This is a genomic window from Pedobacter sp. AK017 (assembly GCF_014200825.1).
Classification (GTDB): domain Bacteria; phylum Bacteroidota; class Bacteroidia; order Sphingobacteriales; family Sphingobacteriaceae; genus Pedobacter; species Pedobacter heparinus.
Genome location: NZ_JACHCW010000002.1, coordinates 355,209 through 375,385 on the forward strand (window position 1 = coordinate 355,209; position 20,177 = coordinate 375,385).

Annotated in this window: 22 protein-coding genes; 18 read left to right on the plus strand and 4 right to left on the minus strand. The window is 40.2% G+C overall.

From position 1 onward, the window contains the following. Positions 1 to 3: 3 nt before the first annotated feature. On the minus strand, positions 4 to 390 hold the full coding sequence (locus HDC92_RS04710) for an iron chaperone (protein ID WP_015809972.1): 387 nt from the start codon (positions 388 to 390) through the stop codon (positions 4 to 6). A 128-nt stretch (positions 391 to 518) separates the two neighbouring features. Here HDC92_RS04710 and HDC92_RS04715 point away from each other — a divergent pair, with 128 nt between their 5' ends. The 8 genes from HDC92_RS04715 (at position 519) to HDC92_RS04750 (ending at position 6,667) form a co-directional block, all read left to right on the plus strand. Beyond that, complete coding sequence (locus tag HDC92_RS04715) at positions 519 to 758, plus strand: hypothetical protein (protein WP_015809971.1); 240 nt, start codon at positions 519 to 521, stop codon at positions 756 to 758. Between the two features lie 112 nt (positions 759 to 870). Next, positions 871 to 1,314 (plus strand): hypothetical protein, encoded by a 444-nt coding sequence (locus HDC92_RS04720; protein ID WP_015809970.1) that lies wholly within the window; start codon positions 871 to 873, stop codon positions 1,312 to 1,314. A 243-nt stretch (positions 1,315 to 1,557) separates the two neighbouring features. Then, on the plus strand, positions 1,558 to 2,961 hold the full coding sequence (locus tag HDC92_RS04725; RefSeq protein ID WP_036675333.1) for an anthranilate synthase component I family protein: 1,404 nt from the start codon (positions 1,558 to 1,560) through the stop codon (positions 2,959 to 2,961). 4 nt (positions 2,962 to 2,965) lie between these two features. Further along, entirely contained in the window at positions 2,966 to 3,553 is a 588-nt protein-coding gene (locus HDC92_RS04730) for an anthranilate synthase component II (RefSeq protein ID WP_015809968.1), read from the plus strand. A 2-nt stretch (positions 3,554 to 3,555) separates the two neighbouring features. After that, positions 3,556 to 4,347 (plus strand): indole-3-glycerol phosphate synthase TrpC, encoded by a 792-nt coding sequence (gene trpC, locus HDC92_RS04735; protein WP_183872660.1) that lies wholly within the window; start codon positions 3,556 to 3,558, stop codon positions 4,345 to 4,347. 22 nt (positions 4,348 to 4,369) lie between these two features. Further along, complete coding sequence (gene hflX / locus HDC92_RS04740) at positions 4,370 to 5,560, plus strand: GTPase HflX (protein WP_183872662.1); 1,191 nt, start codon at positions 4,370 to 4,372, stop codon at positions 5,558 to 5,560. 31 nt (positions 5,561 to 5,591) lie between these two features. Next, entirely contained in the window at positions 5,592 to 5,975 is a 384-nt protein-coding gene (rbfA, locus tag HDC92_RS04745) for a 30S ribosome-binding factor RbfA (protein ID WP_015809965.1), read from the plus strand. A 41-nt stretch (positions 5,976 to 6,016) separates the two neighbouring features. Then, positions 6,017 to 6,667 (plus strand): TonB family protein, encoded by a 651-nt coding sequence (locus tag HDC92_RS04750; protein WP_015809964.1) that lies wholly within the window; start codon positions 6,017 to 6,019, stop codon positions 6,665 to 6,667. Positions 6,668 to 6,675: 8 nt separating this feature from the next. Here the strand turns inward: HDC92_RS04750 and HDC92_RS04755 are convergent, their stop codons facing one another. Further along, positions 6,676 to 7,554, minus strand: coding sequence for a diacylglycerol/lipid kinase family protein (locus HDC92_RS04755; RefSeq protein ID WP_015809963.1), 879 nt, complete (start codon positions 7,552 to 7,554; stop codon positions 6,676 to 6,678). Positions 7,555 to 7,608: 54 nt separating this feature from the next. On the opposite strand from HDC92_RS04755, the gene HDC92_RS04760 reads away from it, so the two are divergent. Continuing rightward, entirely contained in the window at positions 7,609 to 8,580 is a 972-nt protein-coding gene (locus tag HDC92_RS04760; RefSeq protein WP_183872664.1) for an App1 family protein, read from the plus strand. Positions 8,581 to 8,638: 58 nt separating this feature from the next. Continuing rightward, positions 8,639 to 9,274, plus strand: a complete 636-nt coding sequence (aat, locus tag HDC92_RS04765) for a leucyl/phenylalanyl-tRNA--protein transferase (protein WP_015809961.1) — start codon at positions 8,639 to 8,641, stop codon at positions 9,272 to 9,274. On the opposite strand, the gene HDC92_RS04770 is transcribed toward aat, so the two are convergent. Further along, on the minus strand, positions 9,267 to 12,161 hold the full coding sequence (locus HDC92_RS04770; protein WP_183872666.1) for a DEAD/DEAH box helicase: 2,895 nt from the start codon (positions 12,159 to 12,161) through the stop codon (positions 9,267 to 9,269). The genes aat and HDC92_RS04770 overlap by 8 nt on opposite strands. Before the next feature lie 278 nt (positions 12,162 to 12,439). Here HDC92_RS04770 and HDC92_RS04775 point away from each other — a divergent pair, with 278 nt between their 5' ends. The 8 genes from HDC92_RS04775 (at position 12,440) to HDC92_RS04810 (ending at position 19,298) form a co-directional block, all read left to right on the plus strand. Then, a complete protein-coding gene (locus tag HDC92_RS04775) occupies positions 12,440 to 13,081 on the plus strand; it encodes a GIN domain-containing protein (protein WP_183872668.1) in 642 nt (213 codons plus the stop codon). A gap of 346 nt (positions 13,082 to 13,427) precedes the next feature. Beyond that, a complete protein-coding gene (locus HDC92_RS04780) occupies positions 13,428 to 14,831 on the plus strand; it encodes a tetratricopeptide repeat protein (protein WP_015809958.1) in 1,404 nt (467 codons plus the stop codon). Between the two features lie 65 nt (positions 14,832 to 14,896). After that, positions 14,897 to 15,664: a phosphosulfolactate synthase gene (locus HDC92_RS04785; RefSeq protein WP_015809957.1), complete on the plus strand. Its 768-nt coding sequence runs from the start codon at positions 14,897 to 14,899 to the stop codon at positions 15,662 to 15,664. A gap of 28 nt (positions 15,665 to 15,692) precedes the next feature. Beyond that, positions 15,693 to 16,436 carry a shikimate dehydrogenase family protein gene (locus HDC92_RS04790; protein WP_015809956.1) on the plus strand — a complete coding sequence of 248 codons (744 nt, stop codon included), beginning with the start codon at positions 15,693 to 15,695 and terminating at the stop codon, positions 16,434 to 16,436. Between the two features lies 1 nt (position 16,437). Further along, positions 16,438 to 17,016: a gliding motility lipoprotein GldD gene (gene gldD, locus HDC92_RS04795; RefSeq protein WP_015809955.1), complete on the plus strand. Its 579-nt coding sequence runs from the start codon at positions 16,438 to 16,440 to the stop codon at positions 17,014 to 17,016. A 3-nt stretch (positions 17,017 to 17,019) separates the two neighbouring features. Then, entirely contained in the window at positions 17,020 to 17,658 is a 639-nt protein-coding gene (locus HDC92_RS04800) for an MBL fold metallo-hydrolase (protein WP_015809954.1), read from the plus strand. Between the two features lie 22 nt (positions 17,659 to 17,680). Beyond that, positions 17,681 to 18,916 (plus strand): FtsX-like permease family protein, encoded by a 1,236-nt coding sequence (locus tag HDC92_RS04805; RefSeq protein ID WP_015809953.1) that lies wholly within the window; start codon positions 17,681 to 17,683, stop codon positions 18,914 to 18,916. A gap of 4 nt (positions 18,917 to 18,920) precedes the next feature. Beyond that, a complete protein-coding gene (locus HDC92_RS04810; protein ID WP_183872670.1) occupies positions 18,921 to 19,298 on the plus strand; it encodes a hypothetical protein in 378 nt (125 codons plus the stop codon). Between the two features lie 4 nt (positions 19,299 to 19,302). Here HDC92_RS04810 and HDC92_RS04815 read toward each other — a convergent pair whose 3' ends face one another. Further along, the gene (locus HDC92_RS04815) at positions 19,303 to 20,148 is read right to left on the minus strand and encodes a menaquinone biosynthesis family protein (RefSeq protein ID WP_015809951.1); all 846 of its coding nucleotides are present in this window, start codon (positions 20,146 to 20,148) and stop codon (positions 19,303 to 19,305) included. Positions 20,149 to 20,177 lie beyond the last annotated feature (29 nt).

Consider the following 20,177-nt stretch of genomic DNA (forward strand, 5'->3'; position numbering starts at 1 on the left):
CTATTACAGGTTTTTTACCCGCTTTGACTCAGCCATTTCCACATTTTCTTTTACTCTGAACCTTGTCAGTTCTCCTATCAATGTTAGTGGTAAAGGACTGTCGTTGGGCAGCTGAATGGCCGATTTACTGACTTTATATACGGATAATTCCTTTTTAAAGGCTTCGTATACTTTAGAGGGTGGTATAGAAATGGAAATGTGATGGGTATAGGCGGAGTAAAAGATCAGCATGCCCTGTAATTTAAATGCGGGTATGTTGTAGCTGATCATTTCTTCTGCATCGGGTGCATTTTCCTTAATGACCTGCCTGATGTCCTGTAACCGTGATTGTATGTCTTTGGAAAAAGTGCCGATGTATTCGTCAACTGATGTAAATTTTGTTGTAGCCATATGGTTCCGTTTTTATTGCTAAAACAAATATCGCTTGGATTTTTGATATCTGAAGGGGGGATTAACGACAATAGCAGGGGCATATAGCGTAATTGCTTTTTTATAGTGTAGGTTTGATAAAAAAAGCCATGGATGAATTAAGACACAATATCAACCCTAACGATTTAACGGAGCTCCATAAAGCCTCCGACCCGGAAGCTGCACTTAAAGTTGGAGAAACTGTTGAATATGATGAAGATTATAGTGCTGCAATGCCCTCGCTGGACCGATTCAAAAAATATCTGGACCGGTTTTATGAATATAAACTGATCAGGGGAAAAGAACAGCCGCTTGATTTTCCGCTTTACAAGATCACTGCAATTAAATGAGCGCTGAAATAAAAATAGAATTTTGTAATTAATAATGATTCTAAAAATAAATTACTATTTCTGTTTTTTACGAATGAGAAAGTAATTGGTTAAGTTTGAAAGAAAAACGATTATGTATCAGATTTTAAAAAGCGCACACTCGGGCTGGCGTTACCTGGTTTTAATTTTACTGGTGATCGCTCTTATTCAGGCACTTTCAGGCTGGCTTGGTAAAAAGCCATATACAGAAGGAAACAGAAAACTAAATGTTTTTACATTGATTTCCGCGCACATTCAGCTCTTATTAGGTTTGATCCTCTACTTTATGAACGACTGGTATAAGGTTGATAGCAGTATTGCCCTTGGCCGTTACTGGAAAATGGAACACATCAGCATGATGATTTTTGCTGTTATATTGATTACTGTAGGAAATGCACGGTCTAAAAAAGGTACAGATGCAGTAGTAAAACACAGGTCGGTAGCACTTTATTTTGGCCTGGCACTCCTCTTAATTATAGCTGCAATTGTAGCCATGGTTAATGCCGATCCCTCGCGGTCTTTCTTCGGTGTTTCATAAAAATTATAAAATTAATTTTGGTTTGTTAGATTTATTTATATTTTTGTGACACATGATTAACAATATACACACCTGGCAATGGCGTAGTACTTTTCAAAAAAGTCTAGTCGCAGCTTTGTGTACCTTATAGTTTATCAACCTAAACCAAACCACATTGAGAACCCGACGTAGACCACACGTCGGGTTTTTTTATATGATTAATTTTTAAAAAGACCCTGAACCGGATTCAGAATAATGATGCATATGAGTAATTACATAATTAAAACAACTTACAAGAAAAGACTGGCAGATACGACCACACCGGTGAGTATTTATTTGCGCCTTCGGGATGTATTCCCCAATACAATTTTGCTGGAAAGTTCTGACTACCATAGTCGTTCCAACTCGGTAAGCTATGTTTGTGCCGAGCCCATAGCCGGTATTGTTTTGCAGGATGGCCTGCTTTCAACCTATTTTCCCGATGGTAAAAAAGAGGAAAAGAAGGACTTTACGCTTACGGCAGAAATTGATGCCTTTAAAGCAGCATTTAAGCCGGATGTAGTGGATGATACAAGATACATATCCAGCGGCTTGTTTGGGTATTTTACCTGGAATGCCGTACAGGAGTTTGAAGACATTAAATTTACTGCAAAATCGCCAAAGGATCAGGAAATTCCAATAATGCAATACCATATTTACCGGTATATTATTGCAATAGACCACTTTAAAAATGAGGTCACCCTGTTTAAAAATACCTTTAACGGGGATGATAATGAAGATCTTGAAAAGATAGAATACATCATTCAGAACAAAAATTTTCCGGAATACAGCTTTAAAACGGATGGAGAAGAGCATTCGAACCTGAGTAATGAGGGTTTTATGGAAATGGTAGAGCAGATGAAGAAGCACATTTTGCGCGGCGATGTATTCCAGATTGTGCCTTCCAGGGCCTACAATCAGGGCTTCCTGGGGGATGAATTTAATGTTTACCGTTGCTTAAGGTCTATTAATCCATCACCTTACCTGTTCTATTTCGATTATGGGAGTTTTAAACTTTTTGGTTCTTCTCCGGAAGCCCAGATCACCATAAAAGATAATGTAGCCAATATTTTCCCGATTGCAGGTACGTTTAAGCGGACGGGAAATGACGAGGAGGATGCAGAACTGGCGCGGAAACTGGAACAGGACCCTAAAGAAAGTGCCGAACATGTGATGCTGGTAGATCTGGCCAGGAATGACCTGAGCAGGCATTGCAGCGGGGTTGAGGTGAAATCATTTAAAGAAGTTCAATACTATTCTCACCTGATCCACCTGGTGTCTAAGGTAAGTGGTAACCTGCAGCCCAATGTATCGGCCTTTAAGGTAGTTGCCGATACTTATCCGGCGGGAACATTAAGCGGAGCCCCTAAATACCGGGCCATGCAACTGATTGATGAGTATGAAGGTTTGGGACGTAATTTTTATGCCGGGGCCATTGGATACATGGGCTTTAACGACCAGTTTAACCATGCCATTATGATCAGGACTTTTATGAGTAAAAATAACCAGTTGTATTACAGGGCAGGGGCAGGTATAGTGGCCGATTCTGTTGCTGTAAACGAACTGAATGAGGTAAATAACAAAATTGCGGCCTTGCGCAAGGCCATACAGATGGCTACAGATATTTAAGAAAATGAACAACGAGAGCATACAAAAGAAAGTATTGGTTATTGATAACTACGATTCGTTTACGTATAATTTAGTGCACCTGGTGAATGAACTTGGCAGAGATGTAGAGGTATGGAGAAATGATAAATTTGAGCTGGCAGATGTGGCAGAATATGATAAAATAATCTTGTCACCTGGTCCGGGTATTCCTGAAGAAGCAGGCCTGTTGCTGGATGTGATCAGAGCGTATGCCCCAACCAAAAGTATTTTTGGGGTTTGCTTAGGTCAGCAGGCCATTGCGGAAGCTTTTGGAGGTACTTTGCTGAACCTGGGCCGCCCAATGCATGGCATTGCTACACCTATTACAGTTTTGGATAAGACAGAACTGTTGTTTAAGGATTGTCCTGATACGATCAATGTAGGACGGTACCACTCATGGGTAGTGAGCAGTGAAGGCTTGCCGGATTGTTTTACTGTAACCGCTACGGATGCCGATGCAGAGATTATGGCCCTGCACCACAATGATTTTGATGTACGTGGGGTTCAGTTTCACCCGGAGAGTGTACTTACGGAGTATGGAAAACAAATGATGAAAAACTGGTTAGCGCATTAGATATGACTATTTTAGATAAAATTGTAATTCGTAAAAAGGAAGAGGTAGCACAGGCAAAGCAGGTCGTTTCTGTTAAGCAGCTTGAATCCGGCCTGCACTTCAACCGTGATCCTTATGTTTTTAAAGATTTTTTACTGGCTCCGGACAGGACCGGGATTGTTGCGGAGTTTAAAAGGAGATCGCCATCTAAGGGCATCATTAATGATCGGGTAACTGTTGAAGAGGTTACGCAGGCTTACGCTGCGGCAGGGGCCTCGGCCCTATCGGTTTTAACAGATGTTGATTTCTTTGGCGGCCATGCCGACGACTTGCTGGCAGCAAGGGCGGCAAACAGAATTCCTGTATTGAGAAAGGATTTTATGATAGATGAATACCAGGTACTGGAAGCAAAGGCACTTGGGGCTGATATTATTTTGCTGATTGCTGCTATTTTGACACCTGCAGAGATCAGAAACCTGTCGGCCCTGGCCAAAAATCTGGGATTAAATGTATTGCTGGAGGTACACAACCAGGAAGAGCTGCAGCGCAGTATTTGTAAAGATTTAGATGCGATTGGTGTAAATAACCGTAACCTGGCCGATTTTACAGTGAATATTCAAACTTCTTTTGAACTGGTGGAGCAGATACCGGATGAATTCATGAAGATATCGGAGAGTGCCATAAGTGCAGTTGAAACCATAAAAGACCTGAAAAACGCAGGTTTTAACGGTTTTCTGATAGGGGAGAACTTTATGAAAACCACCAATCCGGGACAGGCAATGCGCGACTTTGCCACACAATTGATCTCGGTATAACTTTTGTATCTTTGTATTTTACATGGGAAGACAGAAATATTACGATACAGCGGTTAAGCAGGAACGGGCAGTACTTGTTGGGGTAATCAGGCCTGGTGAAAAGCCTGAGGAAACCAGGGAGTATCTGGACGAACTAGCGTTTTTAGTGGATACTGCAGGTGGTTTGGTGGAGCATGAATTTACCCAGAAAATGCTGAAGCCAGACCGTGCAACATTTGTGGGTACAGGTAAACTGGAAGAGATACAGGCTTATGTTAAGTCGGAAGAGATTGACATGGTTGTTTTTGACGATGAGTTATCACCGTCGCAACTTAGAAATATAGAAAAGGAACTGCAGGTTAAAATATTAGACCGAAGCAATCTGATTCTTGATATTTTTGCCGGCAGGGCACAAACTGCACAAGCCAAAACCCAGGTAGAGCTGGCGCAGATGCAATACTTACTGCCCCGGTTAACCCGTTTATGGACCCACCTGGAACGTCAAAAAGGGGGAATCGGGATGCGAGGGCCTGGTGAGACACAGATAGAAAGTGACAGAAGGATGATCCTGGAAAAGATATCTCTTTTAAAAACACGGCTGAAACAGATTGACCGTCAGAATGAAACACAACGTAAAAATCGTGGTCAGCTGATCCGGGTTGCATTGGTAGGATATACCAACGTGGGCAAATCGACAATCATGAACATGCTTTCCAAGTCGGAAGTATTTGCTGAAAACAAACTTTTTGCCACACTGGACACTACTGTTCGTAAAGTGGTGATTGAAAACCTGCCCTTTTTGTTGTCTGATACCGTAGGGTTCATCAGAAAGCTGCCGCATCATCTGGTAGAGTGCTTTAAATCTACACTTGATGAGGTAAGGGAAGCCGATATCCTGATTCATGTGGTGGATGTTTCCCATCCTAATTTTGAAGACCAGATCAATGTGGTAAATGAGACACTAAAAGACCTTGGTGCCCGTGATAAGGATACGATTATGGTATTCAATAAAATTGATGCTTATGTAAGTCCTGAGCCGGACCATGAAGATGAGGAAAAGATCGTACTTACTTTGGACGACTTTAAGAAAAGCTGGATGGGGGCTGAAAATGCACCCGCTCTATTTATTTCCGCCCTGCACAAAGAGAATTTAGAAGAATTCAGGCAATTGTTATATGGTAAGGTGCTGGCTATGCATACTGAACGGTATCCTTATGATAAGTTGTTATATTAATTAATGCCGTTAAAGAAGAAAGAGAAAAATTATGGAAAGTAAACGTCAACAGAAATTTGCCGGTGTAATACAAGAAGAGTTAGCTGCTATTTTTCAACGTGAAGGATCAGCTTATTTACCGAATACACTGGTTACCATTACTAAAGTTCGTGTTTCTCCGGATCTGGCGGTAGCAAAAGTTTATCTAAGCTTTTTAAATACCAGCAATACCACCCTTTCTGTTGCCGAGGTAAATTCTCATTCCGGCGAAATCAGGTATAAGCTGGGCGCCCGCATCCGCCATCAGGCCAGGGTGGTTCCAACACTTACTTTTTTTGTGGATGATACCAATACGTATGTGGAACAGATGGACAAGTTGTTTGACAAGATTTCGAGAGACCGCGAAGAAAGCGGAGCGCGTGAAGAAAGCGAATAAGCCCTTGTGCTAATTTCTTTTTAAAATGTGTAAATTAGTGTATGACAAAGATCCTGATTGCATTTTTTGTACTGTTGGTACCTGCAGTAAGTGCCCAGCCGGTTATAAAGGGTGGGCTGGAAGCCTTTGTTACGGCAAATAACATTTATCCCCAGTATTCTTTGCAAAATTGCATTCAGGGTACTGTCACGATCAGCTTTAAGCTCAGCAAGAGTGGTCATGTCTATTATTCAAAAATTAGTTCGGGCATCGGTACAGACCTGGATGATGAGGCCTTAAGACTGATCAGGCTGAGTAGTGGCAAATGGACTGTACCTGAAAACCATGATACCACTGTGTTTTTGGTAGCCCCTATGAAATTTACATTATCAGGCTATAACTGTGCCGATAAGGATCCCCAGGAAATTAAACGGGCAATTGCGGTTTATAAGTCGAGCGAAGCACTGGCCAATTCAATTCAGAACTTTTATAAGAATAAAGAAAAGGGCGACATTAAAGCGGGGGAAGAAGCCCGTTTTATTGCCTTAAAGCGGGAATTGGGTTATGATGATGCTTATTTTAAGGAGAGAATAGCAGATGGGCTTAAAAAGATACAGCAGCAGGACAAACAGGGAGCCTGCGAAGACTTTCTTTTTGTAAAATACATGGGATCTGACCTGGCGGATGAAATGCTGGAAAAGTATTGCAGATAAAAGGGGTATTATGGTGCAATGATGTGGATGGCATCTTTGACGATGTGCGCTTTAATGTTGTTCAGTTTTCCTATATATTCTCCGTCGACCTGGAAATGGGCCTTATGCCGGGTTTTAATACTGAGATTGGTAGTTTGGAAGGACTCGATGTTTTTTGGATTAAAAGGCAGGTTGGTAAACTTTAGTTTAAGTATTTCCATGAAGGAGTATTCTTTAACAAGGATGACCTCAAAAAAGTCATCATCCAGTTGCCCATCAGGATTGATCTTAACTCCCGTACCATACATAGTGGCATTGGCTATAACCACCATGGCAGCCTTTGAGTGAATGGTTTTATCTTTGATCTTAAATTCAACTTCCATTTTATAATGATTCCAGAGGGCTGTCCAGGCTGCTTTAGCATAGGCAAGCATTCCGCGTTGCGGCAGGGCATCAAATTTCTTTACCAGGTAAGCATTAAAGCCAATGTCGGCCAGATGGATACAGAGCTCGCCGTTTACAATAACGGCATGTATCTTTTTAGCCGGGGCATTTATGGCGATATCAAGCGCTTCTTCTATTCTGGAGGGGATGTTTAGTTCGCGGGCCATGCCATTGGCAGAACCAGCCGGAATAATGCCTATTGGTATGTTGGTTTCCAGTACGCACTCTGCAACCAGTTTTAAGGTGCCATCCCCGCCTACGGCAATTACCCTATCGGCCATCGATTGCTGAATAACACCCTTGATCTTAGTTAGAGAACAGTTTTTTGTAAGTTTGTAAATCTCAAAATCCTGTGTTTTTTCGGCAAAATAATTGCCAATGACCTCGCTGAAGTTTATCTCTCCACTTCCCGAGCCAGGGTTCACAATAAACAGCAATTTTAATTTGGAAGTCTTTTTATGCATCAGTAAATATCTAATAGCAAAAACAACTGCTGCCCTACTCTGTTTTAATTATTAATGAATAAATCTGTCAGCGTTAAAGTATATCATGGTTACGGGCACACGCACAATCTGGTTGTATACGGACATGTATTCCGTTTTAAAGCCCGAACGAGACAGATTTATAGCAATAATCTTTTTGTTAACATTGTTCACCTGCTAAAACTATTTATTTTAAAGCCTTATCCTTACGTTAAAGTAAGGTTAACTTTTAAAGGGCAGCAGGTATACAACACAACCGAATATGATGGGTTCTTTAAATTTGAATGGGCGGCTATTGAAAATGTTCAGGCAGGCTGGCATAGTGTTAAAGTTGAGGCATTGAATGATCATGGTGTTGTGATGGCAGTAGGACACGGACAGATATTTGTACCTCATATTACCCAATATGCTTTCATTTCAGATATTGACGATACGGTAATGGTTTCCCATTCGGCAGCCATTGGAAGAAGGCTAAGAGAGCTGTTTATCAAAAATCCGAGGACGAGAAAAACTTTCCAGGATACTTATACGCTCTATAAATCGCTGTCACTGTCACATACCAGCGCTGATCAGCCAAATCCTTTTTTTTATGTTTCCAGTAGTGAATGGAACCTGTACGATTACCTGGTAGAAACCTTCAGGTACAACAAGTTACCTGAAGGTGCATTTTTGCTGAACCAGATCAAGCGTTGGAAAGACCTGATCAAAACAGGTAAAACAGGCCATCAGGGTAAACTAATGCGGGTAATGCGGATTCTGGATGCTTTTCCCAACCAAAAGTTTGTTTTTCTTGGCGACAATACCCAAAGCGATCCTGCTATTTATACAGCTATAGCAGAAAAGTATCCTGAAAATATTGAAGCCGTCTACATCAGGAATATCCGTAAAGAAAAGGAAGCCCTTACCTGTGAGTTCCTGAAAAAAATTGAGGCCCGGAACATCAGGACCTGCCTTTTTGAAACGAATGAGGAGGCCATAACGGATGCTCTCAGTGCGGGACTGATCTAATGTTTCGAATTTGTAAAAGAACATAATGGAGATAATTTTTTAGTGCGTAATATTGTAAATGGTTTTTAAGTTAGACGATCAAACAATCGTTTTTCCAGCCCCGGATCTTGCAGATCCCGATGGGTTACTGGCAATTGGGGGCGATCTGAGGCCCGAAAGGCTTATTTTAGCGTATAAAAATGGAATTTTTCCCTGGTTTAGTGAGGGGGATCCGATCTGCTGGTATGCGCCCGCTGAGCGTTGCGTGATTTTTCCTGAAAATGTAAAGGTGAGCAAAAGCATGGACCGGATATTTAAGCTTAAGCTGTTTGAAATTACCTATGACCAGGCGTTTAAAGAAGTGGTGGAAAATTGTGCCATAATTAATAGAAAAGAACAGGATGGCACCTGGATTACGAAGGAAATGCAGACCGCTTACCTGGATTTACATCAGCGTGGGCATGCACATAGTGTAGAGGTATGGCAGGATGGGCTACTGGTTGGGGGCTTATATGGAGTACAGATCAATCAGGTTTTTTGCGGGGAAAGCATGTTTAGCAAAGCAAGCAATGCTTCTAAAGCGGCTTTGATCTGGCTTTGTCGGTACAAGGACTTCAATGTCATAGACTGCCAGCTGCCAAACAATCATTTAATGAGTTTAGGTGCAGAAATGATCAGCAATGGACGTTATCTTAACTTATTAAAGACTAATTGAGCAGCTCACTAATGTCTTCTTTGCTCAAGGATTTAAAAAAGCTCTCTTCTGTAGTGATCAGCGAGCTGGCCAGTCTTTTTTTACGGTTTTGTAAGGCAAGTATTTTTTCCTCTACAGTATCTTTTGCAATGAACTTATAGATGAAAACCTTTTTGTCCTGGCCAATTCTATGGGTCCTGTCAATGGCCTGCTGTTCCACAGCAGGGTTCCACCAAGGGTCAAGAATGAAAACATAATCAGCTTCGGTTAAGTTCAGACCTACACCTCCGGCCTTAATAGAAATCAGAAATACTTTTAATGCGGTATTCTTCTGGAAGTCGGCAACAATCTCTCCCCGGTTTTTTGTGGCACCGTCCAGGTAAGCGAAGGAAATGTTTTCTTCTTCAAGGTATTGTCTGAAGATATTGAGGTGTTTCACGAATTGAGAAAAAATGAGCACTTTATGCCCTCCTTTAAGCACATTGTCTAAAGTATGGACCACGTTCTCAAACTTACCCGAATCTGAAGTATAGGTTTCATCTATCATTACGGGGTGGTTGGCCAGCTGACGCAGGGCCGTTAAGCCCTGTAAAAGCTGGACTTGTTTTTTTGCATAAGTGCCGTCATCCATGCTGTTCAGCAAATCATTTCTATAGGCTGATTTGGTTTTTTCATAATAAGCAGCCTGGTCTTCACTCATGTTACAATAAAATACCTGTTCGGTTTTAGGGGGAAGTTCAGATGCCACCTGCTCCTTTGTTCTGCGGAGCACAAAGGGCTTAATGATGGCCTGTAATTTCCTGGCTTTTTCTTCGTCTTTTTTCTTTTCAATGCCCTGCACATATTCTTCGTTGAAGAAGGCCTGTGTACCCAGTAATCCGGGATTTAAGAAGGTTAGCTGTGTCCACAGATCGCTGACCGAGTTTTCAACCGGTGTACCACTTAGGATTAGCCTATGCCTGGATTTAAGGGCCCTTACCGCTTTAAAAGATTTGGATGAAGGATTTTTGATGTTCTGGCTTTCATCCAATATGATATAACTGAAATAAAAGTCTTTAAGCACCTCTATGTCAACCCGAGTAATGCCATAAGTTGTAATAACGATGTCGAAGTCAGAGAAACGGGCAACATCCTTATTCCTTGAAGTGCCGGTATGTGCGTGGATCTTTAACTTTGGTGTGAATTTTTTAGCCTCATTTAACCAATTGTAAATCAATGATGTGGGCATCACAATAAGTGATGTGCTGTGTTTAGACTGCTCCAGGTCTTCTTCTTTTAGTTTCTGTAACATGGCCAGCGTTTGTATGGTTTTTCCCAAACCCATGTCGTCAGCCAGGCAGCCACCAAAATTATATTCCCTTAAAAAACTAAACCAGTTGTACCCGGCCTTTTGGTAAAGCCGCAAATCGCCCTTAAAGTTAAGGGGCATCTCTGTATCGGCAATATTCTCAAAGTCGTTCAACCTTTGCAGCTTCCTGCTCAGGGTGATATTGGCGATGCCGTCTTCAGCCAGTTCATTGATCAGGCCGATATGATGTTTTTTAAGTTTTAATCCTTTGCTACCATCCGAAAGACTAAACAAGCTTCCATATTGGGTAAACCATTTGTCTGGAATAATGGCAATTGACCCATCTGGTAAAAGAAACTCCCTTTTTTTGTGCAGAATATGGTTTTTTAATGAAATGAAAGGAATGGGGTGCTCGCCAAAATAAACAATGGCATTGATGTCAAACCAATCGTTGTCTTCCTTAATGTCAAAGCTGATCTTATTTACGGCAAATAAAAACCTTTTGGTTCCACGGTGCTGCTCTATTTCAAAGCCCTCAGCCTGTAGTTGTTCAAGGTGTTCGTTTACCCAGTTGATGATTGCATAAGATTGGTCTTCCTCCATTTCTGCAGGGATTTCCAGGTGATGGTAAAGCGCGCTTGTTTTTTTAAGACCAAGACTTAAAAGATAATTGAACTTCTGTTTTTCCCAGACCGCGTCTCTTTTAACCCGGGTAAAAACATAATTGTCCTGTTCCTTATGAAGGTGTACAGTTACTTTTTTCTCGCTGCCCATTGCAAAAGCATGCTCTCCGTATTTAAAGTTAAGCTGTAGCTGAGAAATCCCGGCATCTACATAAATTACCTTTATAACGGGTATAGGCTCATGCTTTTCTGTCCGGATATCAAAGCCTTCGGCATAAACGTGGTATTTCTCTATCAGGGGAGCCACAAACTTTCCGAAATAGGCATCTTCTGTCGCCTTAGGAATGGTGATGTAGCGCTTATTCAGAAAAGGGAGAAGTTTTTTACCTTCAATATCCTGTTCAAAAAAATAAAGCATATCATTAAGCAGGAGCCAGGAAGGTTGGTTGCTGATCACCTGAGCATCTTTAAACATGAAATCGATACGTAATCCCTGGTATTTAATGGTTGGAAAATAGCGGGTCTCTATTTCATTTCTCCTGAAATGAAACAATACAGTTGAAGGTTCTGTAGCAATATCAATCTTTCTTTCCGCGGGCCATCCATCCTTGTCCATGAGGTATAAGGAGCCTTCAGTTTTTAACATCTCCAAAACTTCGGATAATTTCTTTTCAATTTTTGGACGAACATTATCATAGAACTTGTCATTGAAAAACTTGCTGAAAAATTCTACCGGTCTGATCGCTTTTTTGTGAAATTTCTTGATAATGAAGTCCTGCTCCGTTTCGTCCAGAATTTTGATGAGTTTAAGATCAGTTTCTGTCAGATGTTTGGTGAATTCTTTTGCAGTATGTGAAAAAATACGCTGATAGGTTAAGGAAAAGTCGCCCTGCGGATTTAACTGTACAATATGGGGCTCAATCAAATAGCCCAAATATGCATGTTTACATAAAGAGTATACAATTTTGCAGGGTTTGGCACTATCTACACGTAACATTGGCAAGAGATTAAAACAATCAGAGGATAAGCATTTAAAAATCTCTAAACTTACATCAAATTGAAATGCTTTCAAATAAAATTGCGCTGTTTTTTTAACTATTTAACGAAAGACTGATCAGTATTCGTTGCATTGATGTCTTTATTGGCTGTTGGTCGAAAAAAAATGCAGGTTGGTCGGTTATTCTGCCAATCTTGCCTAAAAGCTTAAAAAACGCTGTAACGTTTCTGGTTTTAATGTGACTTATAGGTAAGTATGCTAACAAAATAACAAAAAATATGAAAACTCTGGTAAAAACATTATTCGCATCAGCTTTAACAGCTATTGTGCTCTCCTCATCAGCATTTGCTTCGGCGGTAACTGATAAAAAAAATAATCAACCGGAAATATCTTCAACGATAGATTTTAATAAGGTTGTGATCACGGGAAATGCCCGGGTTGAACTTGTCCAGTGCGACAAACAAAGTGTGGCAATTTACCAGGATTACAATAAAAAACTTACTAAGATCATGCAAAAAGGCGATAAACTATACATTAGCTCTACCGAACTGGAGCCTGTTGTTATAGTCGTATTTATGAAGGACTTACAAAGGATTGACGCTGCCAATACAGCTACGGTAACTACAAGGGGCAGGTTTTCATTAAACGTACTTCAGGTTTTTCTGAAAGATGAGGCAACAGCCTATGTAAATGCGGATGCCGGAAGTTTATATACGGTTATAAAAGACAGTTCGGCGCTAAACCTGAAAGGCTCAACAAATGAACATACCCTGGTTAAAAACAAGGTAGCAAAATTAAAAATGGAACAGTTTGCAGCAGTAACAACAACAGTAGCCACACAAGAGGTTCAATACCAGCTGCCAGGCTACAGGAACAGAATGTTGAAAGACACTATAATCGCAGAGCGCATTATTAGATAAATATAAAGCTATTTACACAGTTAAGGTGGGGCAAAAGTTTCTCTACCGTTTTCCTTCTACATATAGTAAAATGGTCAGGTATACAAATCAACAAAAAATAACGAAACGATGACAGGTTGGGTAGTTAAATGAGTTTCGTGACCCGAATTTTACTTGTTTTAATATAATGTTGTGTTCCTTTGTAAAATATTTCTGATCATAGCCCTCTCGCATTATTAATATAATCAGCTACTTAACAGATAAGTTGTGTGTATGTTGAAAATTATTTGGCGTATCCAACACATAATAATTGTAAACTTATAATGTATTTAGCAACAAGGGGAGCAGTTCTTTAATTATTCAATACATGGAAGAGGAATTTTACTTTGATTTTAGTGATGACGCCCAACGGTCTGTTGAGCGTTACGAGGAGATGATACGCAATCAGGATCAGTACTTTTTTGATGCCCAGGCTTTTGAGAATATTATTGATTACTATATTGAGAAGAGTGACCCTGTAAAGGCCCTTCAGGTAATAGAATATGCACTTAATCAGCATCCTTATGCTGCGGTATTTCTGGTTAAACAGGCGCAGTTGCTGTTTATAACCGATCAGACAGAAAGGGCATTCCTGTCGCTGCAGAAAGCGGAAATGCTGGAGGCTTCTGAAGCAGAGATCTATATTTTAAGAGGGAATATCTTTAATAGCCTTGAGCGTTATTCTGAAGCATTGGATAATTTCCAGAAAGCATTGGAATTTGCTGAAACAACAGATGAAATTCTTTTGCAGATTGCTTATGTATACCAGAATATGCTGGACTATGAAAGCGCGATTATATATATTAAACAGAGCCTGGAGCAAAACATGGAGAACAAGGACGGTTTGTATGAGCTTGCTTTTTGTTATGACATTTTAGATAAACAGGAAGAAAGTATTAAGTTTTATCAGGAATACATAGATAATGATCCGTATTCTTATGCCGCATGGTATAACCTGGCCAATTCTTACCATAAACTGGATTTGTTCGAGAAAGCAATTGATGCTTATGATTATGCCATCTTAATTAAAGACAATTTTGCTTCTGCCTACTACAATAAAGGGAATGCACTGGTTCAGCTTGACCGCTACACGGAAGCTATAGAGGTTTATAAACAAACCTTTGAATACGAACCACCCAATGCCGATACCTATTGTGCTATCGGGGAATGTTATGAAAAGCTTGAAAGGATGGATGAAGCGCGTTCATACTACAAAAAATCTGTTAAGATGGATGCGAAGATGGCCGATGCCTGGTTTGGCATAGGTGTTACCCTGAATTTTGAGGAACGCTACTTTGAGTCGCTGCATTTTTACAGAAAAGCGCTGGAACTGGATGCAGAGAATCCGGATTTTTGGTTTGCCATGGCCGATGCCCATTATAAGCTCGGGCAGATAGAACAATCTGTTGAAGCCTATTATAAAGTTTTGGAGTACAATCCGGTAGATGTAGAAGCCTGGCTTGATTTTTCAACTGTATTGTACGAGCAGGGAAAACTACTCGAAGCTTCAGAGACGATGTCTGATGCGATAAAAAATAATCCTGATGCCGCAGAGCTATATTATCGTATGGTAGCTTATTTATTTGCCCTTGGAAAAAAGAGCGAAGCCCTCTTATATCTTGAAACAGCCCTGGTTACAGATCCTGAAAAGCACTATATTTTGTTTGAATATTTACCTCAATTACAAGATAACAGCTCAATAGTGGACGTTATCAATAGGTATATAAAATAGTATTGTGCCTTTTATTAGATAGTATTGATAAAACTGTCTAATTTTTTTTCACCTTTGTGACCTATATGAATTACCCATTGAATAATATACCGGAGCGTCCTGCAAAACCACGTAATAAAGGAATTACAATGGTTATGGATAAAGGATTAAGCTTAAGACAAACTGAAGATTTTATAGAGGTAGCCGGAATACATACTGATATTGTGAAACTGGGCTGGGCAACTTCCTTTGTTACCCCCAACCTGAAAGAGAAACTCCGCATCTACAGGGATGCAGGGATCCCTACGTATTTTGGAGGAACACTTTTTGAAGCATTCATTATACGGAACCAGTTTGATGATTATTGCAGGGTGCTGGATCAGTTTGGTATGGAGTATGCCGAGGTTTCGGATGGTTCAATTACAATAGAGCACGACCAGAAATGCGAGTTCATCCAAAAGCTGGCCAAACAGGTTACTGTGATTTCTGAGGTGGGTTCTAAAGACGCAACCAAAATATTTGCCCCCTATAAATGGATCAAACTGATGAATGCTGAAATTGAGGCGGGTTCTTGGAAGGTGATAGCAGAAGCCAGAGAAGGAGGGAATGTAGGTATATACAGAGGATCCGGAGAGGTTCGTGAAGGCCTGGTAGATGAGATCCTGACGCAGATACCAGAGGAAACAATTATTTGGGAAGCGCCACAGAAAGAACAACAGGTTTGGTTTATTAAGTTACTTGGTGCTAATGTAAACATTGGAAATATTGCACCTGCTGAGGTGATCCCATTAGAGACTATACGGTTGGGCTTAAGAGGAGATACCTTTGATCATTTTTTGAATCCGCAGAAGTAATTTCCTAAATCCATCCCTACTAATAATAATGAGAAAATTTGGTTTAATCGGCTACCCTTTATCACATTCCTTTTCAAAAAAGTTTTTTACAGAAAAATTCGAACATGAACAGATTGAGGGTTGTGCATACGAGCTTTACCCTATAGCTGACATCGGGCTTTTTCCTAAAATGATCTCAGGGGATCGGGAACTTTGTGGAATAAATGTAACTATACCCTATAAGGTACAGGTATTGCCATATTTGAATGAGATGGATGAGGCTTCCACAGAAATCGGAGCTGTTAACTGTATTTCGATCATACGAAATGAATCGGGGCAATGGCTTAAAGGATACAATACGGATGCTTATGGATTTGAAGAATCATTAAAACCTTTATTGGAAGTACACCACCGTAAAGCGTTGGTATTTGGAGATGGCGGGGCGGCAAAGGCTATAAAATATGTTTTAAACAAACTTGGGATTTCTTTCCTGGTAGTGACCAGGAAACCATCAGCAAGCAGCATTTTATACAATGAAGTGGATGAGGCTATGCTTCGGGAATATACCGTTCTGATTAATACCACTCCTTTGGGGATGTCTCCCGATACAGATACTTATCCGGACATTCCTTATGGTGCTTTAAATAAAAACCATGTGGCTTACGATCTGGTCTATAATCCTGAAGAGACCCTGTTTTTAAAACAGGTGAAAGAAAAGGGAGGCAAAACAAAAAACGGATTAGAGATGTTGCACCTGCAGGCCATCCGCTCCTGGGAGATTTGGAATCCATAACATGAACAGATATTTCTTTCTTTTATTTGTTGTTTTACTTACATTTTCTGCGTGTAACAGTAATAGTTATTCGCCTAAGCCAAGAGGATATTTTAAAATAGATTTTCCGGTAAAAGCCTATCAGCCTTACAATAAAGACTGCCCTTTTTCATTCGATTATCCAAAATATGCTACTTTGCAGCATGATAGCAGCCGGGATACCCAGCCCTGCTGGTACAACCTGTCGTTTCCGCAGTTTAACGGCCGCTTACATCTTACCTATTATGATATTTCCTCAAAAAAAGAATATGAAAACCTGGTAGAGGATGCCCGGACATTTGCCTTTAAACATACCGTAAAGGCAAATGCAATAGACCAGAAAATCATTAACTATCCGGAAAAGAAGGTATATGGGGTTTATTACGCAATAGAAGGCAATACCGCATCTTCTGTACAATTTTTTTTAACTGACAGTACAAAACACTATTTTAGGGCCGCATTGTACTTCAATGAACGCCCTCAATATGATTCCATTCAGCCGGTAGTCAATTTTATTAAAAAAGATATAGACCGGATGATCAGTACATTTAAATGGAAATAACTTATGATCAGCATTCAACAATTTACCTTTAATCCTATAAGCGAAAACACTTATATCCTGTTTGATGAAACGGGCGAATGTGTGATCATTGATCCGGGGATGTACGATGCTGAAGAGCAGAATACAGTAGTTAAATTCATAAAAGAGAAAAAATTAAAACCGGTTCTTTTGCTAAATACCCATTGCCATTACGATCATGTATTTGGCAATAAATTTGTTTATGACAACTGGGGGTTGAAACCGCAATTTCATAAAGGAGAGTTATATGTTTTACAGGCCATGCCTGGTTATGTACCTCAAATGGGCTTACATTACGAGCTTTCGCCTGAACCGGAAGTGTTTTTGCCTGAGTCCGGAAAGGTTAATTTTGGCAATAGCCAGCTGGAGCTTATTTTTGCACCAGGCCATTCTCCGGCGCATTTGTGTTTTTATGCAGCGGCAGATAACTTTTTAATCGGGGGTGATGTGCTGTTTTATTGCAGCATTGGCCGGACAGATCTTCCCGGAGGGAACCATTTGCAATTAATCAACAGTATCAAAAATAACTTGTTTATATTGCCTGATGATTGCAGGGTTTATCCGGGCCATGGTCAGTCTACAACCATAGGCTTTGAAAAACAGCACAATCCTTATTTACAATAAGCATTATACCATTAAATAAATATTGAATACACCTTTCTACATAGCTCGGCGGTATCTTTTTGCAAAAAAATCTACCAATGCCATCAACATTATCTCTACCATTTCGGTAGCAGGGGTTTTTGTAGGTAGTGCAGCGCTGATCATTATCCTGTCGGTATTCAATGGTTTTGAAGAGGTGGTGTTAAAAATGTTTAATACCATTACCCCGCAAATAGTGATCTCTCCTTTAAAAGGGAAAACATTTAATCCCAATACGACTTATTTTAATGAATTGAGAAAGGATAAGGAAATCTATTCTTTTACTGAAGTGCTTTCGGAAAATGCTTTATTAAGGTATAATGATAAACAGTCTGTTGGGCTGGTAAAAGGGGTAAGTACAGATTACCTGAAAAACAAGAGCCTGGACAGCATTACCATTGACGGTAATTTTGTGCTCGAAAGCAAGAGCCTGAACTACGCGGTAATTGGTTCGGCCATTCAAAATTTTTTGATGGTAAATACAACAGATCCTTTTTATCCGCTGCAGATTTTTTCACCTAAAAAGAAGGCGAACCAGGCCAGTTCAATCAATCCGGCAGATGATTTTACGATTCTTTCTATTCCGGTATCCGGAGTTTTTGAAGTGCAGCAGGATTTCGATAATATGGCTATAGTCCCATTGAGGTTTGCCAGAAAACTGCTTGAAGAACCGCTAAACATTTCAGCCATCGAGATCAATCTGCATAAAGGTGCGGATGCCGATCTGTTCAGGCAAAAGATAGAAGATCAGATCGGGGAAAACTTTGAAATAAAGGATAGGATACAACAGAATAAAGTTTTATATAATATTCTGGGCAGTGAAAAATGGGCCGTATACATCATTCTCACCTTTATATTGATCATTGCCATATTCAATATCATTGGTTCATTAACCATGCTGGTAATTGACAAGTTGAAAGACATTGCCATATTGAGCAGTTTGGGGGCTGGTAAAAAGTTAATTAAACGTATCTTTTTGCTGGAAGGGATGATGATTTCCATGACCGGTTGTATATGTGGTCTGCTTATCGGACTTGGCTTCTCTTTGCTTCAACAGAAGTTCGGACTCATAAAAATGTCCCAGGATAATCTCGTGATTACGAATGCTTATCCTGTGGCCTTAAAATGGAAAGATTTTCTGCTCGTATTCTTTACCGTGAGTATTTTTTCTTTTATGGCATCAGCTTTGTCATCTAATTTGAGTGTAAAGAAGATAAACCATTTAAATCAAGATCTATAAAATCATGAATATATTTAAAAGCCTGCTATTTTTAATAATAGCCGTTGCGGTTACGGTAATGGCATGTAATCGAAGGCCTGCAGAAGTTAAGCAGCATGCCAGCAGAGTACTTAAGGGCTTATATAGTTACGGGCCGGAAATGAAATCATTTACAGATTGTGAGGAGGGAACTGAGTATTGGGTTGCAGACAGTGCAAAGACCCTGGAACTGGCCTACAATAATTTTAATTTTGAAAAGCCCTATGAACCCGTTTATATTGAGGTGGAATGTCATGCCATAAAATCAGATAGCTTAAGCATGTCAGCCGATTTTGACTCTACGCTTGTTGTAACTAAACTTCTTAAGATCACAAAGGAAATACCGGACGGGCCTTGTAATTAATTGGTTAAGGTATCAGATAGATACTTTGTTTAAACGGAGGGATCAGTTCTTTTTTCAGTGCCATGGTAAACATCGTGTCAATGGCTTTTCTTCCTTCAATGCCCAGTTCAACACTGTATTGGTTTACATACAGGTCAATGTGTTTATACATCACTTCCTCACTCATTTCCTGCGCATGGAGTCTGATAAACTCAAGCCCTGATTTTGGATTGGCAAAGGCAAATTCTACTGATTTTTTAACCAGCCGGTTTACTTTTTCCATAGTTTTCCGGTCAAGTTTTCGGTTTACCACAATTCCCCCCAATGGAATGGCACAGCCTGTTTGCTGTTCCCAAAAGCTTCCCAGGTCAACTATTTTATGCAAGCCTTTTTCAGTATAGGTGAACCTGTTTTCATGAATGATCAATCCAAGATCAATCTGGTCTGCTAACAGGGAACTTTCTATAGCTGAGAAAACCATTTCCTGTTTATTAGTCAAATGGGGGAATGCAATACCCAATAAAAAATTGGCTGTTGTATACCTGCCCGGAATTCCAACTTTAAGATCGGGACTTAAATGGTCACTGTTTCGGATAAAGTTTTCCTTGTGACAAATCAATAAGGGGCCAACTCCAAAACCCAGAGCGCTTCCCGAATCAAGTAGTGCATATTGTTCTGCCACATAGGCAAAAGCATGAAAGCTTAGTTTGGTAATGTCCAGTTCAGCCCGGAATGCTTTTTGGTTCAGTGTTTCCACGTCATCAAAAAAGACTTCAAATTCTAAACCTTCCGTATCAATCTTATGATGGATGAGCGCATCAAAAATAAAAGTATCGTTGGGGCAGGGTGAAAAACCAAGACTAAGTTTCATGGGGTAAAGGTACAGAAGCCCCCCAAAAA

Coding starts and splice junctions, on each gene's coding strand:
- HDC92_RS04710 (WP_015809972.1), bottom strand. CDS start 390: ATGGCTACAACAAAATTTACATCAGTTGACGAATACATCGGCACTTTT.
- HDC92_RS04715 (WP_015809971.1), top strand. CDS start 519: ATGGATGAATTAAGACACAATATCAACCCTAACGATTTAACGGAGCTC.
- HDC92_RS04720 (WP_015809970.1), top strand. CDS start 871: ATGTATCAGATTTTAAAAAGCGCACACTCGGGCTGGCGTTACCTGGTT.
- HDC92_RS04725 (WP_036675333.1), top strand. CDS start 1,558: ATGAGTAATTACATAATTAAAACAACTTACAAGAAAAGACTGGCAGAT.
- HDC92_RS04730 (WP_015809968.1), top strand. CDS start 2,966: ATGAACAACGAGAGCATACAAAAGAAAGTATTGGTTATTGATAACTAC.
- trpC (WP_183872660.1), top strand. CDS start 3,556: ATGACTATTTTAGATAAAATTGTAATTCGTAAAAAGGAAGAGGTAGCA.
- hflX (WP_183872662.1), top strand. CDS start 4,370: ATGGGAAGACAGAAATATTACGATACAGCGGTTAAGCAGGAACGGGCA.
- rbfA (WP_015809965.1), top strand. CDS start 5,592: ATGGAAAGTAAACGTCAACAGAAATTTGCCGGTGTAATACAAGAAGAG.
- HDC92_RS04750 (WP_015809964.1), top strand. CDS start 6,017: ATGACAAAGATCCTGATTGCATTTTTTGTACTGTTGGTACCTGCAGTA.
- HDC92_RS04755 (WP_015809963.1), bottom strand. CDS start 7,554: ATGCATAAAAAGACTTCCAAATTAAAATTGCTGTTTATTGTGAACCCT.
- HDC92_RS04760 (WP_183872664.1), top strand. CDS start 7,609: ATGAATAAATCTGTCAGCGTTAAAGTATATCATGGTTACGGGCACACG.
- aat (WP_015809961.1), top strand. CDS start 8,639: ATGGTTTTTAAGTTAGACGATCAAACAATCGTTTTTCCAGCCCCGGAT.
- HDC92_RS04770 (WP_183872666.1), bottom strand. CDS start 12,161: ATGTTACGTGTAGATAGTGCCAAACCCTGCAAAATTGTATACTCTTTA.
- HDC92_RS04775 (WP_183872668.1), top strand. CDS start 12,440: ATGAAAACTCTGGTAAAAACATTATTCGCATCAGCTTTAACAGCTATT.
- HDC92_RS04780 (WP_015809958.1), top strand. CDS start 13,428: ATGGAAGAGGAATTTTACTTTGATTTTAGTGATGACGCCCAACGGTCT.
- HDC92_RS04785 (WP_015809957.1), top strand. CDS start 14,897: ATGAATTACCCATTGAATAATATACCGGAGCGTCCTGCAAAACCACGT.
- HDC92_RS04790 (WP_015809956.1), top strand. CDS start 15,693: ATGAGAAAATTTGGTTTAATCGGCTACCCTTTATCACATTCCTTTTCA.
- gldD (WP_015809955.1), top strand. CDS start 16,438: ATGAACAGATATTTCTTTCTTTTATTTGTTGTTTTACTTACATTTTCT.
- HDC92_RS04800 (WP_015809954.1), top strand. CDS start 17,020: ATGATCAGCATTCAACAATTTACCTTTAATCCTATAAGCGAAAACACT.
- HDC92_RS04810 (WP_183872670.1), top strand. CDS start 18,921: ATGAATATATTTAAAAGCCTGCTATTTTTAATAATAGCCGTTGCGGTT.
- HDC92_RS04815 (WP_015809951.1), bottom strand. CDS start 20,148: ATGAAACTTAGTCTTGGTTTTTCACCCTGCCCCAACGATACTTTTATT.